This window comes from Chloracidobacterium sp. D, assembly GCF_018304685.1.
GTDB lineage: Bacteria > Acidobacteriota > Blastocatellia > Chloracidobacteriales > Chloracidobacteriaceae > Chloracidobacterium > Chloracidobacterium thermophilum.
Window position 1 is genome coordinate 1,463,018 of the sequence record NZ_CP072634.1, and the last position, 16,473, is coordinate 1,479,490.

The 16,473-nt window shown below is 63.0% G+C and carries 15 protein-coding genes and 1 pseudogene; 10 read left to right on the top strand and 6 right to left on the bottom strand.

The window, feature by feature from the left end:
* The first annotated feature begins 48 nt into the window (after positions 1–48).
* The 9 genes from J8C01_RS06105 to J8C01_RS06145 all read left to right on the top strand — a co-directional run bounded on the left by J8C01_RS06105 (position 49) and on the right by J8C01_RS06145 (position 9,585).
* Positions 49–840: an MBL fold metallo-hydrolase gene (locus J8C01_RS06105; protein WP_014099746.1), complete on the top strand. Its 792-nt coding sequence runs from the start codon at positions 49–51 to the stop codon at positions 838–840.
* Positions 841–881: 41 nt separating this feature from the next.
* Complete coding sequence (locus J8C01_RS06110) at positions 882–1,325, top strand: acyl-CoA thioesterase (protein ID WP_014099747.1); 444 nt, start codon at positions 882–884, stop codon at positions 1,323–1,325.
* Entirely contained in the window at positions 1,322–2,701 is a 1,380-nt protein-coding gene (purB, locus tag J8C01_RS06115; RefSeq protein WP_211431347.1) for an adenylosuccinate lyase, read from the top strand. The genes J8C01_RS06110 and purB overlap by 4 nt, the downstream gene beginning before the upstream one ends.
* Positions 2,702–2,854: 153 nt before the next feature.
* Positions 2,855–4,396, top strand: coding sequence for a DegQ family serine endoprotease (locus J8C01_RS06120; protein WP_211431348.1), 1,542 nt, complete (start codon positions 2,855–2,857; stop codon positions 4,394–4,396).
* A gap of 229 nt (positions 4,397–4,625) precedes the next feature.
* Positions 4,626–4,940 (top strand): cytochrome c3 family protein, encoded by a 315-nt coding sequence (locus tag J8C01_RS06125; RefSeq protein WP_211431349.1) that lies wholly within the window; start codon positions 4,626–4,628, stop codon positions 4,938–4,940.
* A 28-nt stretch (positions 4,941–4,968) separates the two neighbouring features.
* Positions 4,969–6,507 (top strand): aldehyde dehydrogenase family protein, encoded by a 1,539-nt coding sequence (locus J8C01_RS06130; protein ID WP_014099751.1) that lies wholly within the window; start codon positions 4,969–4,971, stop codon positions 6,505–6,507.
* Between the two features lie 109 nt (positions 6,508–6,616).
* Positions 6,617–7,297, top strand: a complete 681-nt coding sequence (locus J8C01_RS06135) for a dienelactone hydrolase family protein (RefSeq protein ID WP_014099752.1) — start codon at positions 6,617–6,619, stop codon at positions 7,295–7,297.
* 29 nt (positions 7,298–7,326) lie between these two features.
* Entirely contained in the window at positions 7,327–7,758 is a 432-nt protein-coding gene (locus tag J8C01_RS06140; protein ID WP_014099753.1) for a single-stranded DNA-binding protein, read from the top strand.
* 15 nt (positions 7,759–7,773) lie between these two features.
* Entirely contained in the window at positions 7,774–9,585 is a 1,812-nt protein-coding gene (locus tag J8C01_RS06145; RefSeq protein WP_211431350.1) for an ArnT family glycosyltransferase, read from the top strand.
* Positions 9,586–9,771: 186 nt separating this feature from the next.
* Here the strand turns inward: J8C01_RS06145 and J8C01_RS15335 are convergent.
* Both J8C01_RS15335 and xerD read right to left on the bottom strand, forming a co-directional pair.
* A pseudogene (locus J8C01_RS15335) lies at positions 9,772–10,467 on the bottom strand (NDP-sugar synthase); the annotation flags it as partial.
* A 352-nt stretch (positions 10,468–10,819) separates the two neighbouring features.
* Positions 10,820–11,701: a site-specific tyrosine recombinase XerD gene (gene xerD / locus J8C01_RS06150; RefSeq protein ID WP_014099757.1), complete on the bottom strand. Its 882-nt coding sequence runs from the start codon at positions 11,699–11,701 to the stop codon at positions 10,820–10,822.
* A gap of 139 nt (positions 11,702–11,840) precedes the next feature.
* Between xerD and J8C01_RS06155 the strand changes: the two genes are divergently transcribed.
* Positions 11,841–12,383, top strand: a complete 543-nt coding sequence (locus tag J8C01_RS06155; RefSeq protein WP_211431351.1) for a hypothetical protein — start codon at positions 11,841–11,843, stop codon at positions 12,381–12,383.
* A gap of 18 nt (positions 12,384–12,401) precedes the next feature.
* On the opposite strand, the gene J8C01_RS06160 is transcribed toward J8C01_RS06155, so the two are convergent.
* From J8C01_RS06160 to recN, 4 genes are all read right to left on the bottom strand, one after another.
* Positions 12,402–13,241 (bottom strand): ParB/RepB/Spo0J family partition protein, encoded by an 840-nt coding sequence (locus J8C01_RS06160; protein ID WP_148263967.1) that lies wholly within the window; start codon positions 13,239–13,241, stop codon positions 12,402–12,404.
* Positions 13,234–14,034 carry a ParA family protein gene (locus J8C01_RS06165; protein ID WP_014099760.1) on the bottom strand — a complete coding sequence of 267 codons (801 nt, stop codon included), beginning with the start codon at positions 14,032–14,034 and terminating at the stop codon, positions 13,234–13,236. The genes J8C01_RS06160 and J8C01_RS06165 overlap by 8 nt, the downstream gene beginning before the upstream one ends.
* 92 nt (positions 14,035–14,126) lie before the next feature.
* Positions 14,127–14,624 (bottom strand): bifunctional nuclease family protein, encoded by a 498-nt coding sequence (locus J8C01_RS06170; RefSeq protein WP_014099761.1) that lies wholly within the window; start codon positions 14,622–14,624, stop codon positions 14,127–14,129.
* Positions 14,625–14,681: 57 nt separating this feature from the next.
* Entirely contained in the window at positions 14,682–16,391 is a 1,710-nt protein-coding gene (gene recN / locus J8C01_RS06175) for a DNA repair protein RecN (protein ID WP_211431352.1), read from the bottom strand.
* Positions 16,392–16,473: the final 82 nt, after the last annotated feature.

Below are 16,473 nucleotides of genomic sequence, written 5' to 3' on the forward strand. Positions count from 1 at the left end.
AAGGGCCGGCAATGTCCACGCAACACCAAAAACATCACCCGGAGCCACATGCGATTCACCCTCCTGGCCAGCGGCAGCACCGGTAACGCCACCCTCATCGAGACCGCCCAGACCGCCGTCCTCATTGACGCCGGACTGTCTGCCCGCACCCTCGTGCGCCGGATGACCGACATCGGCTTTGACCCGACCCGCCTGGCGGCCATCTTCATCACCCACGAACACAGCGACCACGTCGGCGGCCTTTCCGTCCTCTCCCGCCAACTCGCCCGGCCGGTGTTCATCGCCCCGGCCACCCGCCGGCAACTGCGGTTCAAGGACCGGGACATGGCCTCCATTCCCTGGGCTGACCCCCTCGCGGCCGGGCAACCCGTGGTCATCGGCGACCTCACCCTGACCCCGATCGCCGTCCCCCACGACGCCGCCGAGCCGTTCATCTTCACCGCCACGGCCGCCGGGGTCAAACTCGCCGTCGTCACCGACCTGGGCTACATTCCCCCCCACGTCGCCCATCACCTGACAGGCTGCCAGGCCCTTGTCCTCGAAGCCAACCACGACCGCGACATGCTCCGGGCCGGCCCCTACCCCTGGGAACTCAAACAGCGCATCAGCAGCCGCGTCGGCCACCTCTCCAACGAGGATATGGCCCGCTTCCTGCGGGAAGATTTTGACGGTGCGGCCGCCCACATCGTCCTGGCCCACCTGAGCCAGCACAACAATCACCCGGCACTGGCCCGCCTGGCCGCCCTCCAGGCGCTTGATGCGCACTACCCGCACCGCACCTGGGAGACGGTCGTGACCGTGGCGCCGGCTGCCGGCCTCCCCCACTGGTGTCCCCTGTAGGGTTTCCACCCCCAAGTCCACGCACCCTCTGTACAACGGCTATGCCCCGCTCCGATTTTGCCTTTGCCTATCCCCTGCGCGTCCGCTGGGCCGAAGTGGACGCCCAAGGCATCGTCTTCAACGGCCACTACCTGACCTATTTTGATGTCGGCGTCACCGAATACTGGCGCGCCGCCGGACTCCACTACCCCGGCGATTTCACCACGCCCGACAGCGACCTCTTCCTCATCCGGGCCACCGTCACCTATCATGCCCCGGCGTATTTTGATGACCTTCTCGAAATCTGCGTCCGTTGCGCCCGGTTGGGACGCTCCAGCATGACCTATGCGCTCGCCATCTACCGCCAGGACACCCACCTGACCGACGGAGAACTCATCTACGTCAACGCCAATCCGAAAACCCGCACGGCCCAACCGCTCCCGGAGGCCCTCCGGGAACGCCTCAGCCGCCTTGCCCCTGTCCCGGATACCACACACCACCCATGATCCCACGTTATGCCCTGCCCGAAATGACCGCCCTGTGGAGCGACGAACGGCGCTTTGCCACCTGGCTGGACGTTGAACTCGCCGTGTGTGAAGTCCAGGCCGAGCTGGGTCTCATCCCGGCCGAAGCCGCCGCCGACATTCGCGCCAGGGCACACTTTACCGTTGCGCGCATTGCCGAAATCGAGCAGACCACACGCCACGATGTCATTGCCTTCACCACGGCGGTCGCCGAACAGATCGGCCCCGCCGCCCGCTACCTCCACTTCGGACTCACCTCATCGGATGTCGTGGATACCGCCAACGCCATCCTCATGCGCGACGCCTGCGACCTGCTCCTGCGCCGCCTCGACGCCCTCGCCGAAGCCCTCCGGGTGCGCGCCTGCGAACACAAGCACACCGTCATGATCGGACGCACCCACGGCGTCCATGCCGAGCCAACGACCTTCGGCCTTGTCCTGGCGCTGTACTACGCTGACCTCCAGCGCAACCGCCGCCGGCTTCAGCAGGCGCGCCACACCGTCGCCGTCGGCAAACTCTCCGGTGCCGTCGGCACCTTTGCCCACCTTGACCCGGAAGTGGAAGCCCGCGTCTGCGCCCGCCTCGGCCTGCGCCCGGACCCAATCAGCACCCAGGTCATCCAGCGCGACCGCCACGCCGAACTCCTGCTGACGCTGGCCCTGATTGGCGCCGGACTGGAGAAGATCGCCCTCGAAATCCGCCACCTGCAACGGACGGAAGTCCGTGAAGTCCGTGAAGCCTTCGGGGCCGGCCAGAAAGGCTCCTCGGCTATGCCCCACAAGCGCAACCCCATCGTCTCCGAGCAACTCTGCGGGCTGGCGCGTGTGCTCCGCGCCAACGCCCAGGCCGCCCTCGAAAACATCGCCCTCTGGCACGAGCGTGACATTTCACACTCCAGCGTCGAGCGCATCATCCTGCCGGATAGCTGTATCCTGGCCGACTACATGCTGGCCAAAAGCACCGAACTCATCACCCATCTCGTCGTGGACGCCGAGCGCATGCGCGCCAACCTCGACAGTCTGGGCGGCGTCACCTTCTCCGGCAGCCTCCTGCTGGCGCTCGTTCAGCGTGGACTGACACGGGAAGCCGCCTATGCCCTCGTGCAGCGCCTGGCGCTCCAGGCCTGGGACGAAGGCCGCGACTTCCTCACCCTGGCCAGCCAGGACGCCGAACTTCAGCAAAGACTCACACCAGATGAACTCCGTCAGCAGTGTGACCTTGCCTGGCAACTCCGCCACGTGGATAAGCTTTTCCAGCGGGTCTTTGACGCCCCGACCGGCGAGGCGCTCCCGTTTGGGGAAACCCACCACCAGCCGGGAAGCCCCAGCGGAGTGGCTGGCAGGGCGGAACTTTTCTAACCACATGTCGTTTCGACAAAGCGATGCTCGACCCGTACCGCGCCCGGCAAACCCAGTCCCGACCAGGGTTTCAATGACCAAACCCTGCCGTCAGGTGATGCCTTGCCGGGCAGACCGGAAAGATGCCGGACAGACGAAGGAGACATATCCCTTATGACGCATTATCAGACGATTGTACCAAGCCAACTCGCACGCACCCTGACCACCCATACCCTCCACCTCAAAACCTGGCTCGCCGTCAGCCTCCTCACCCTAACGGCCCTGCTTGGCGGCATCGGCGGGACGGTGGCTGCCCGCTGGCTCACTCCAGCCACCACCGCCAGCGCCCCACCACCGCCCACGCCAGCCGCCGACCGCCCGGCCGCAACTGAAACCCTGCCCGTCACCGGACTTTCCTCCGTCGTCAAGGCGACCCTCCCTGCCGTCGTCAATATCTCGACAACCAAAGCCACCCGCGGACAACTCGACCCCGGCCTGGGACTGCCCTTCTTTCCCGACATCTTCGGCCCGCTGCCCCAGCCGCGCCAGGCCAACAGCCTTGGCTCCGGCGTCGTCGTCAGCCCCGACGGCTACCTGCTCACCAACCACCACGTCGTGGACGGCGCCAGCGACATCAAGGTGACGTTTGCCGACGGACGCAGCCTCAAGGCCAAACTCGTCGGCACCGACCCCAAAACCGACATTGCCGTTCTCAAAGTGGATGAAAAGAACCTGCCGGCCATCCCGCTTGGCGATTCCAACCAGCTCGAAGTCGGTGATTTTGTCCTGGCCATCGGCAATCCCTTCGACCTCGGTCAGACGGTGACCTTCGGCATCGTCAGCGCCCTGGGCCGGGGCAACCTTGGCATTGAAACCTACGAAGACTTCATCCAGACCGACGCCGCCATCAACCCCGGCAACTCCGGCGGTGCACTTGTCAATCTTCAGGGCAAGCTCATCGGCATCAACACGGCCATCATTGCCCGTGGTGCCCAGGGCAACCAGGGCATCGGCTTTGCTGTCCCCATCAACATGGCACGGCTGGTCATGGAGCAGCTCATCAGCAAGGGGCGCGTCGTACGCGGCTACTTGGGCGTCACCCTGCAGGACCTCAATGAGGCCCTCGCCAAACAGTTCGGTGTCACCGGCAACCGGGGCGTGGTTATTACCGATGTCGCAGCCGACAGCCCGGCCAGCCGGGCCGGACTTCAGCCGGGCGACGTGATTCTGGAATTCAACGGGCAACCCGTCCGCGACCTGCGCACCCTGCGGCTGACCGTGGCCCAAACCCCTCCCGGCACGACCGTCCAGCTCAGGATTCTCCGCAACAAGACGCCACGTGACATCACCGCCAAGCTCGATGAACTTCCCGAAGACCAACCCCTGGGTGCTCTGCCGGGAGGTGGTGAGGATGACCGTCCCAATGCTCCGGCCGGAAGCGCCCTGCCGGGCGTGACCGTCGGCGAGTTGTCCCCGGCGGTCCGCAGCCGTCTCAACCTCAAGAGCGGGGTTCTTGTGCGGGCCGTCCAGCCGGGCAGCGCGGCGGCCGAAGCCGGTCTGCAGCGCGATGACATCATCCTCCAGGTCAACCAGCAGCCCGTCTCCAGTGTCGCCGCCTTTGACGCGGCCGTGCGCCAGAGCCAGGGCGAGGTGCTGTTGCGCATCTTCCGGGGCGGCACCAACCTGTTCCTGGTCGTTCCACGGGATCGCAACTGACCCGGTTCCGGCGTGGCTTGGCGTCCAGCTTCCTCCATCGCTCCGTGAGCGGCCCCTGCGTGGGTCCGCTCACGGAACCGGCCCCTGCAGCCCACGAACAGGCAGCCGGAAGAGGACTTGTCGCTCCCTGCCGGCCACACTACCCTAGCGGTTGGCTCCTGGGAGAACCACCCCCTCAGGCCGGTTTCTGTCAAGATACCGCCCAATTCCTGCCGTGAGGTGGCGGGCAATGGCTTTTCGTTTCCGACGACATGACCTGCTCTTCGTCGTGGTTGTCACGCTGGTTGTGGCCGGACTGGCCTACCTTTCCAGTCGGGGGAAACGGCCGCGCCCGGTCGCTGCCGCCTGCGACGTATCACGCCAGAAACCGGAACTGCCGGTACGCGAACGGCGCGGGCAGTGCCTGAGTTGTCACGATCCCCACCAGGGCGCAGCCGTCAACCACCGTCTTACGCCCACCCATCCACAAAAATGGCTCGATGAAAAATTTGCTTGCACGGGCTGCCACACCATCAGTAAACCCACAGCAGCCAGGATACCGTAGTCCCAAGTCCTTTCAGCGAGGCATCCCTATGTCCACACCGGCCAAGAAAACCGCCACCAATGCCAGAAAAAAAGCCACCGCTCCCCCCACCTATGCCAACTACATCCAGGGCGCCTGGGTGCCTTCCAAAAACGGCGAAGTCTTTGCCAACCACAACCCGGCCGACACCCGCGACATCGTCGGCTACTTCCCCCACTCAACGGCGGAGGACATTGACGCCGCCGTCGCCGCTGCCGCTGAAGCCTATCCCCGCTGGCGGCTTGTTCCTCCGCCCAAACGTGCTGAGTACATTTTCCGGGTGGGCGAAATTCTCATCCGGGACAAGGAAGCCATCTCCCGCGACATGACCCGCGAAATGGGCAAGGTGCTCAAGGAAACCCGTGGCGACACCCAGGAAGCCATAGACATGGCCTATTTCGTCGCCGGTGAAGGACGGCGGCTCTATGGGCAGACGACGACCTCCGAACTGGCCAACAAGTTTGCCATGACGGTTCGGGATGCCATTGGCGTCTGCGGACTCATCACCCCGTGGAATTTCCCCATCGCCATCCCCTCGTGGAAAATTCTGCCGGCAATCCTGTGTGGCAACACCGTGGTCATCAAACCCGCCGAGGATACGCCGCTTTCGGTGTACCGCTTCGTCAAAGCCTTTGAAGAAGCCGGGCTGCCGCCGGGCGTTGTCAACCTCGTGACCGGCTACGGGGAAACCGCCGGCGCACCGCTCGTCACCCACCCGACCATCCGTCTCGTGTCCTTTACCGGCTCAACCCAGGTGGGGCGGCTCATCGCCACCCAGGCCGCCGACAAGGGCAAGAAGTGCAGCCTTGAAATGGGCGGGAAAAACGCCCTCATCGTCATGGACGACGCCAACCTCGAACTCGCCGTCGAAGGCGCGGTCTGGGGTGCTTTCGGAACGACAGGCCAGCGCTGCACGGCGGCCTCACGCCTTATCGTTCACAAGAAAGTCATCAAAAAGTTCACCCAGATGCTCGTCGAGCGTACTCAGGCGCTGCGCGTCGGGCCGGGTCTCGACCCCGCCAATGAAGTCGGCCCTGTGATCAACCAGGACCAGCTCGAACGGGTGCTCCACTACATTGACATCGGGCAAACCCAGGACAAAGCCAAACTGCTCTGCGGCGGAAAGCGCCTCACCGAAGGCGACCTGGCCCACGGCTACTTCATCGCCCCGACCGTCTTCGGCGACGTGGCCCCGCAGGCCGTCATCGCTCAGGAAGAAATCTTCGGCCCCGTGACAGCCATTATCCCCTGCCAGGACTTTGAAGAGGCCCTTGCCATTGCCAACGGCGTCGGTTATGGCCTCTCAGCCTCGATCTACACCAGCGACATCAACCGTGCCTTCCATGCCATGCGCGATCTCGAAACCGGCATCTGCTACGTCAACGCTCCAACCATCGGCGCGGAAGTGCACCTGCCGTTCGGCGGCGTCAAGGGCACCGGCAACGGCCACCGGGAAGGCGGCTTGCAGGCATTAGAGATTTTCTCGGAGTGGAAAACGCTCTACGTTGACTTCAGTGGACGGCTTCAGAAAGCCCAAATCACCGACTGAACCCCGCGCAGGGGGAGCCGCCGGGCCGCTTCCTGACCCGGAAAGCCTCCGGCCGGATGCCACCGCGTGGCCCCCTCCGCTGGTTATTCCCGACACGGAGGAATCTCCCATGGCTGGACAACGTACTGCACTCACCGCACACAACCTCAGCGTACCGGGCTATCTGAGCCTCCCGACGGCGCCTGGCCCGGGCGTCATCGTTCTGCAGGAATGGTGGGGTCTCGTCCCACACATCGAATCCGTTGCCGACCGGTTGGCCGAAGCTGGCTATACGGCGTTTGCTCCCGACCTCTATCAGGGGCAATCCACAACCTCCCCCGACGAAGCCGGCAAGCTCATGATGGCGCTCAACATTGCCCAGACCGCCGAACAGTTGCGCGCCGTCGTCCAGGCGCTGCGCGAACACCCTTCCACCCAGGGCCACCCCAAAGTCGGCATCATCGGTTTCTGCATGGGCGGCCAGTTGGCCCTCTATGCGGCCTGCGAAAACCCGGACATCGGTGCCTGTGTGGACTTCTATGGCATCCACCCCAACGTCAAACCCAACTTCGCCAATCTGTCCGCACCGGTGCTGGGCATCTTTGCCGAGAAAGACGCCTTCGTCACCCCGGAAGCTGTGGCGGCCCTGCGGCAGGAACTCGACCGATACGGAAAGACCTACGACTTCGAGACCTATCCCGGCACTGACCATGCGTTCTTCAACGATACACGCCCCGAAGTCTATCACCCCGATGCCGCCTATGACGCCTGGGACCGCGTCCTGCGCTTCTTCAAAGCCCACCTGCCATAGCCTTCCAACCACAAGGACAGAAGCCCGCCATGTCATTCAACAAAATCATCATTTACGGCCACCTCGGACGTGACCCCGAAATCCGCTACACCCCACAGGGCATTCCTGTCTGCACCTTTTCCGTTGCCACCAGCGAGCGTAAAAAAGGGCAGGGGGACAGTGAACCGACGGAAACCACAACCTGGTTCCGCGTCACAGCCTGGCGCAATCTGGCGGAAACGGCCAGCAAGTATCTCAAAAAAGGCAGTCCGGTCTATATCGAAGGCCGACTCAGCGCTCGTGAGTGGACGGACAACGAGGGGACCAAGCGGACCTCGCTTGAAGTTACGGCCACGGAACTGCACCTGATGGGCAGCCGGAGCAGTGGTGAAGAATCCGGTGAGGTCGAATCGGAAGCGGCTGTCAAAATGGACAAAGATACTCCGCAAAAGCCTGCTGAGGACGATGCGGTGCCCTTCTGACCGGACGAAGCTGTGATGCCGGACGACACCCCGCGTCCCTCCCGGCTTGACGCGGCGTACCTGGCGCTGGCCTGTGGCATTGCCTTTTTTTGGCAGCTTGGCAACCTGGGTCTGGTGGGGCCCGACGAGCCGCGCTATGCCCAAGTGGCGCGCGAGATATGGCAGCGTGGCGACTGGCTGACGCCCACCCTGGGCGGTGCCACCTGGTTTGAAAAACCGGCCCTGCTGTACTGGCTCATGGGCCTCAGCTTTCAGCTCGTGGGCTTCAACGAGTGGGGCGCCCGCCTCCCTTCAGCCGTGGCCGCCACCCTCACGGTGCTGCTGCTCGGGACGCTCCGCCCGCCCCTGGGGCCAGCGGCGGCACTGATGACAGCCACCAGCCCCATGATGCTCGCCTTCGCGCGCGCAGCCACCTTTGAAGCCCTTCTCACACTTGCAGTTACAACTGCAACACTCGCATTTCACCTAAGCTTTGAAGCCGCCCGTCAGGCGCGCCTGACACAGGCCCGCCTCATCCTTTACCTGTTCTATGTGGCACTCGGCAGCGGCCTGCTCGCCAAAGGACTCGTGGGCCTGGTTTTGCCGCTCGGCAGCCTGCTGTTCTACCTGTTGCTCACGCCGGACCTGCGGCGGGAGCCGTGGAAAGCCCTGCGCCACCTGCGCCCGCTGACGGGCAGCCTGCTGGTGCTGGCCGTCGCCGGTCTCTGGTACATCCCGGTCATCGTCCAGCACGGCTGGCCCTTCATCGAGGAATTCTTCATTGCCCACCACTTCCAGCGGTTCACCTCAAACCGCTTTCACCATCCCGGCCCGGTGTACTACTACCTGCCTATCCTGCTGGCCGGACTGCTCCCCTGGAGCCTCTGGCTGATCGCCGGACTCTACCGCGCCGTGCAGCCGGCAAACCCTGTGGCCACGGGGCACGAAAACTCACAAAACACTTCTACTGACGACGCCAAATCACTTATCCGTCTTGCTTTGTGTGGATTCGTCACCCCCCTGCTTTTCTTCAGCTTCTCCGGCTCCAAGCTGCCCGGCTACATCCTCCCGGCTGTCCCTTTTGCCGCTCTGCTTGCGGCCCACAGCCTGTACTGCCTGTCCGGGCGTCAGCACCTGTTCTGGCTGTGCCTGGCCTCGCTCGGCCAGCTCGGCCTTTATATCGGACTTCAGCTTGCAACTCACAAAATCTCACCGGAAAAGGTTTTGTCTGGCAGGGAATTCTTCCTGGGCGGGCTGCTCGTGACCGTTCTCGGCCTCGGCGCCCTCCACGCCCGCCGGCGAATGTCGGGACTGTTCCGGCTGGCCCTTGTCCAGCTCGGTCTCGTCCTGTGGTTGACGGCCCAGTTCCCCGTTCTCGAACCGCAGTTTTCAACCAAACCTCTGACGGCCATCATCGCCCGCCAGGCACAGCCGGCGGAACTCGTGGTCTTTTTTCGCTGCCGGGAATATGCACCGGTGTTCTACAACCCGGACCATACCACCTGCTGCGACGCCGCCCGTGAACCAAACCAGATTTCCGACCCGGCGACCATCGCCGCCACTGTCGCCCGGCGCGGCACCCTGCTGGTCATCTTCCCACAGCGGGAACGTTCTACCCTGGAAGCCGAAATGTGGACGCTGCATCTGCTCGGTACGTCCGGGCGCTTTGCCCTGGCGCGCCTGACAGCCACCGCGCCGCCCGACCAGCCCGATTCACCCGAGACGGGAGAAGTCCGTCACCACGGACTTGTCCCCCAGCACGACATTGTGCAGGACGCTGTTGGAGCCGACATGCACCCCACGCCCCAGAACCGACGACTGGACGACGGCCCCCTCGGCAATCCGTGAGCCGGCCAGCACCACGCTGTCCACCACGTGAACCCCATCCTCCAAGTAGCAGTTGGCGCCGATGACCGACCGGATGACCGACACGCCTCCCTTGAGGGTGACTTCGGGCGCAATCACCGAACCGCCATCGGTCAGCGCCGGGGAGGACTCCGGCGGATAGCGCCGCAGCTTTCCCTGCAGCACATCCGTGTTGGCCTGGCGGTAGCGCTCCGGCGTACCGATGTCGAGCCAGTAGGCATCGGTGATGTCGCCATACAAGGGCAGCCCCGAAGCCAGCAGACGGGGAAAGAGATCGTACTCGAACGAATACTCACAGCCCTCCGGGATAAGGTCGAGCACTTCTGGTTCGAGCAGGTAAATTCCGGCATTGATGGAAGTAGCCGTCGTGACGCCAAGCGCCGGCTTTTCATAAAACTGCCGAATCCGCCCCTCAGCATCCAGTTCGACAACGCCATAGGCCCGCGTGTCGGCCACATTGACGAGCACCAGCGTGGCCGCCGCCCGGCGCCTCTGATGGCGCTGCAAAACCGGGCGCAGGTCAATGTCCGTCAGAATGTCTCCATTGAGCACGATGAGCGTTCCCGTCACCCGCGGCCGGACATGACGCATGGCACCGGCGGTTCCCAACGGCTGGCGTTCCACCACCGGCGAAACCACCAGCCCCCCCAGTGCTTCATGGCTGAGGGCTTCCTCAATCTTGCGCGGCTGGTACGACAGACTCAGCAACACTTCCATCTTCCCTGTGACATCCAGGGGACGAAGCAGATCAAGCTGGTAGTAAATGAAAGGCCGGTTGGCAATCGGCACGATAGGCTTCGGCGTATGGAGGGTGAGCGGGCGCAGGCGTGTTCCCTTGCCCCCGGCCAGGATGAGCGTTTGCATTGGTTTCCTTCCCTGTAAGAATCAAATTGTGGACGCCACACCCAACAGAGTACATTACCCATGCGTCCACCGAATCACCAGAGATGTGACGAGGCCCGCTATGTGGAACGTCGTTGGTCAAATCATCTCCGTGCTTTGCTTTTTCATCCTGACGGTCGGCACCCTGTTTGGTATCGTCTATGTGTCTCACCTGCTGTCACGCGGGCAGTAACCATCGCCTGACCGACCTCACCTGAAGCCAGGGGGAGTGCAAGATGCCGCCCACAGTGAGCCGCAGGGCAAGTGTGCCAGGCCCTGGCTCCCCCCTGACCACTGGCGGAAATCGTGCGGCATCCTGTGCCGGAGACAAACCTCAGTGTCGTGGGTGACACTTCCGATAGGTCTCACGGAGATGCTCTGCCGTGACGTGGGTGTAGATTTGGGTCGTCGTCAAGTCGGCATGCCCAAGCAACATCTGTACTGAACGCAGGTCAGCCCCACGCTCAAGCAGGTGGGTCGCAAAGGTGTGCCGAATCATGTGTGGAGTCACCGTTCCAAGGCCGGCCCGCTGCCCGTACTCCGAGACCATCTTCCAGCAGAGCTGGCGCGTCATCGGTTTGCCCCGCGCCGTAATGAAAAGGTACGGGCTGTCCGTCCCAGACTGTCGTGCGGTACGGAAGTGCAGGTAATGCGTCAGAGCCGCCAACGCCGAACGCCCAATCGGCACCTGGCGTTCCTTGCTCCCTTTTCCCAGACAGACCAGATAGCCGGCATCGCGGTTGACATCCCCCAGCTTGAGACTGCACAGCTCCGACACCCGCAGGCCCGTGGCATAGAGCAGCTCCAGCATCGCCCGGTCACGCGCGCCCGCTTCAGTCGTGATGTCGGCCTGCTGAAGCAGTCGCTCAACTTCCTCCGGGGTCAGAAACTTGGGCAACGTCTGCCAACTGCGGGGTGGTACAAGTGAGACAGTCGGATCGGTGCGCCGGTGCCCGTCAAGCACCAGAAACTTGTACAGATTGCGCACCACCACCACCGCCCGCTCAACGGAACGGGCATCCAGACCGCTTTTGAACAGGGATTCGACAAAGGCGGTGATGTCACTCCGCTCCAGTGCCAGCACATCCTTTTGCCGGGCAGCGGCAAAGTGCGTCAGTTTGGCCAAATCCCGCCGGTAGGCTTCGAGTGTGTTGGCTGACAGGCCGCGTTCAACCCGCAGGTAGTCCAAAAACTCCTTGATGATGTCCCGCGCCATGGCGGCTTCTCCTCCCCAGTCACCGCCAGGAGACAGTTGCTCCCAGTGGTGAGTTGCGATTTACTCCTCCAACGGAAACCCACAGCCGCGCGTCTCCGGCGACGGCTTAGGCTGGTTTACGCCTCTGACCCCGTTGTTTATGAAGATTGAAAATCACACGACCTACAAGCTCAAACTCAACCTGGAAGAGGTCGTCCAGAAGACCTTTGCGGCGTTGCCCCGCAACCATACCCTGGGCATTACCCGCGTGGTTTTCGTGGACCGCATCCAGGACCGGAATATACCGGCTGACAAGCGCGACAAGCTGCCGCTCCTCTACCACCCGAAAACCCCGGTTTCAGGCGCCTGGTTTGAAATTGCCCTGGCTCCGCTGCTTGAACACGAAGGCTGGTGGCGACGCCTGGTGGCGCGTCGTACCTTGCACGCCAACCTGACCCACACCCTTCTGGCGCTGATGGGGCAGCACTACCATTTCAACTTTTCCCACGGCAAGAAAAAAACCGATTGCGAACCCGCCATTCGGGACTACATCCGCAAGGGACTCGAAGCCCTCCGGGAACAGGACACGAGCTTTCGCATGCGTCTGATGCGCCCGCTCATTCCCTACCTCGACCGTTTTGCCCGCTGGCTGGCCAAACAGCAGCGCAAGGCACTTCAGGCCAAAGCCAAACAGGCCAAGTAAAGCCCCTCGAACAGCCGGTCATTCACCCGGTGGGTTGGCTTCCAGTTCACGCTCCAGTTCGGCCACCACCTGCTTCAGCGCCGCCACGACCTGCCGTTTGTCCACATCCGACTTGCGAAATTTCAGGTCCAGGGTGAAGGTGCGCGCCGGCTCCTGGAAATGAAACCTGAACGGTGTGGCGCGTTTTTTGGTTTTGGTTGTCTGGCGCACGGCATCGCGCGTCAGTCCAAGCTGGCGAATTCGGGCAATGAGCGCCCGGCGCTCCTCATCAGACGGCCGGCGCACAATCTGAAGCAAGGTGGATTTGGAGGTAATACCAGCCTGGCGGCACAGTTCCCGGATTTCGGCTGAGAGGCTGCCAATAGCCAGTGACTCGGTGATGCTGGACCGGGACTTCCCCAGCTTGCGGGCCATTTCCTCGTGCGTGTAGTTGAACCGTTCGGCCAGTGCCGTCAACCCTTCGGCTTCCTCAAACGGCGTCAGGTCCTTTCGCTGAAGGTTCTCAATGAGGGCAATCTCGGCCACGGCGCGGTCGTCCACGTCCATTTCGATGCAGGGCAACTCGCGCAATCCGGCCAGCAGGCTGGCCCGGTAGCGCCGCTCCCCGGAAATGATCATGAACCGCCCCCCGACTTCGGCCGGACGCACCAGCAGCGGCTCCAGCACCCCCTTTTCGCGGATGGAGTTGGTCAACTCCTCCAAGTCGCCAAACTCGATCCGTGGCTGGTTGGGATTCGGCTCCAGCCGATCAATCGGGATCATGCGCCCGATGGGCGCGCCGGTGCGCGTCCAGAGTTCTTCGACGTAGTGGGACTCGTGGCGCATGCGCACCGTGGATGGCAACCCGCGTTTAGACACGACGCAACACCTCCTCACAAAGCCTGGCGTATTCGACCGCACCACTCGACTGGGGCGCAAAAGTAAAGATGGACTCCCGGTAGGCGGGGCTTTCTTCCAGCCGCACGGACTTGGAAATCACCGTCTCAAACACCTTGTCCCCAAAGACTTCGTAAATCTGGCGATAGATGTCCCGCGCCAGGGCCGTCCGCTTGTCGTGCAGCGTAATGACCACCCCCAGCACTTGCAAGTTCGGGTTGGGACGCGCCTTGACCTTTTCGATGGTTTCCAGCAGGTCGTCCGTCCCCTCCATGGCGAAGTAGGAGGACTGAATGGGAATGAGGACATGGGAAGCCGCCACTAGAGCATTGACCGTGATGAGTCCCAGCGTGGGCGGCGTATCAATGACAATGACATCATAAACGCGGCGCAGGGCCTCCAGACGGTCCTTAAGACGGTACGGAGCATCGAATTCCCCCACCAGGCGGGATTCGAGCTTCGCCAGACTGATGCGGGACGGCAGAATGTCAAGCCCCGGAACGGGCGTCGGTTGCACGACGGTAAGCGGATCGAGTTTGACATCCATCAGAAAGTCATAGGCTGACAGCCCCGCGGCTTCGTATGGCAGATAGGACAGCGTACTGTTCGCTTGGGGATCGAGGTCCAGCAGCAGCGTGCGCCGCCCGCGCAGCGCCAACCCGGCCGCCAGGTTGATGGCCGTCGTCGTCTTGCCGACGCCTCCCTTCTGATTGGCAACAGCAATGACCAGACAGGTATCCAGTCGTCGTGGGTGATGTCCGTTCCCCGTACCCATGGCAGTTTCCCTTGCTCAGAACAACGTCACAGCCCGATTTCACCGTTTCCAGGCCCCAAGCGCCGGACCAGACCGGCAGCGTGCCCTGCCCCCTAACCGCGCCCGATGTCGGATTCGTCAATTTCATCGGGCCAGTCGAACTCAAGGTCATCGCCCTTGTCCGCCGTTTCTTCTTCCGGCTGGCGCTCCACGATGACTGAGGTCGAGTTCTCCAGCACGGACTCATGGACGAAAATCGGAGCATCCACCCGCAGGGCCAGTGCGATGGCATCGCTGGGACGCGCATCCAGAAACAGCATCTTGCCGGCGACTTCGAGTTCAATAACGGCGTAGAAGGTGTTGTTGCGCAGCTCCGTCACCACCACCCGGCGCACCCGTCCGTCCATCTGCAGAATCAGGTTGCGCAGCAGGTCGTGGGTCATTGGGCGCGGCGGCGACATCTTCTCGATTTCAAAGGCAATGGCATTGGCCTCGAAGGGCCCAACCCAGATGGGCAGCAACTGGTCGCCGTTGACCTCCTTGAGCACAACAATAGGTGTGTTGGCCGCCGGGTCAATCATCAGCCCCCGAATCTTCATCTCACGTTCCATGGCAGTCGTCCTCCAGTTTTGGCGGTATCGGGATAAAACAACAGAAAAGCTTTGTAATCAACAATTAACCTGAGATGTCGGCGCGCCGACAAAACCGTCGGGCGCCAGCATTTCCCGCGCCGCCTGGCGCGCTGACTCGGTGACGACGGCCCCACCCAGCAGGCGGGCCAGTTCCTCCACCCGTGCATCCCTGTCCAGCACAACAATCTCCGTGTGCGTCCGCTCATTGACCACGGTCTTTTCCACCCGCAGATGAGTGGTGCCAAAGCGCGCCACCTGAGCCTGGTGCGTGATGCACAGCACCTGCTGACGCTCAGCCAGGCGACGCAGGCGGACGCCTACCGCTTCCGCCACCCGGCCGCTAATCCCCACGTCAACTTCGTCGAAAACCATCGTACGCGGAATGTCCGTCGGCGCAAGGATGGATTTCACAGCAAGCATCACCCGGGACAACTCCCCCCCGGAAGCAACCCTGGATAACGGACGCGGCGGCTCGCCGGGATTCGAGGTAAACAGAAACTCAATCCCTTCCAATCCGCTGCGTTCCCACCTCGCCGTATCTTCAGCCTCCCGCCAGTCGAAAGCGACAACCAGCCGTGCCTGCGGCAGCGCCAGGTATGACAACTCGTGTTCCAGCGCTTGCTCGAAACGCGGCGCGGCTGCCTGCCGTGCGGCCCGCAGCGCCAGGGCACAGTCCCGGTACCGGACAGCCGCCGCTTCAACGGCTGCCACCAGCCGTTGCCGTTCGGCGGTGTCGTTTTCGACCTGGGCCAGTTCCGCCTGAATCCGGGCCAGCGTTGCCAGCACCTGCTCCAGGGTTCCGCCATACTTGCGTTTGAGCCGGTCCAGATCATCGAGGCGGGCCTCAACTTCGCGCAACCGCTCTGGAGAAACCACGATGGTCTCAGCATAGTCCCGGAGAGCAAAGGCGGCTTCCTCAATGCCGTAGCGCGCGGCTTCCAGAGTGGAAAGGACTTCCGACAGCGCCGGGTCAGCCGCAGCCAAATCCTCCACCTGGCGGAGTGCCTGTGCGACCAGCGTCAGCGCCGAAGCTTCCCGCTCATAGAGCAGATCGTACCCGGCGGCAGCGGCCGCCAGCAGCCGCTCCGCATGCACCAGCCGCGTGCGTTCACGCCACAGGTTTTCATCCTCTCCGACCGCCGGCGCCACCCGCTCAATGTCCCCGCGCTGGAATTCGAGCAGATCGCGCCGCTGCTGCCGGTGCAACGCCTCCTGTTCAAACTGCTCCAGGGATTGCCGCGCTGCGTGCCAGGCCGTGAAGGCCTCCGCCGTGGCGGTTGCCAGTTCCACATGCTGGCCAAAGGTATCGAGCACGCCGGCATGCGCTGCCGGAAAAATCAATGTCTGCTGATCGCCCTGCCCGTGAATGTCCACCAGGTAGGGCCGCAGCGCCCGGACGGTCGCCAGCGGGCACAACTGGTCGTTGATAAACAGCCTCCCCTTCCCGTTGAGAGACACTTCCCGCCGGATGAGCAAGGTATCCTCCGCCTCCAGCTCAGCTTCGGCAAGGATACGCCTGACTTCCGGGTGGTCAGGACAGTCAAAGAGAGCTTCCACTGCGGCCCGCGTCTCACCAGCCCGGATGATGTCCGAGGTGGCACGTCCCCCCACCACCAGGGACAGAGCATCCACAACGAGCGATTTCCCGGCGCCGGTCTCCCCGGTGACAATGGTCAACCCCGGACCAAACCCCACCTGCTGCCGACGCACAACCGCCAGATTTTCGATGTTGAGTTGCCTCAGCATGCGCTCATGGATGGGAACAGAACAACCTTCCAACCGGGAGACCGAAGGAACCACAACCAGGGGACATCAAACCGCCTTCTGC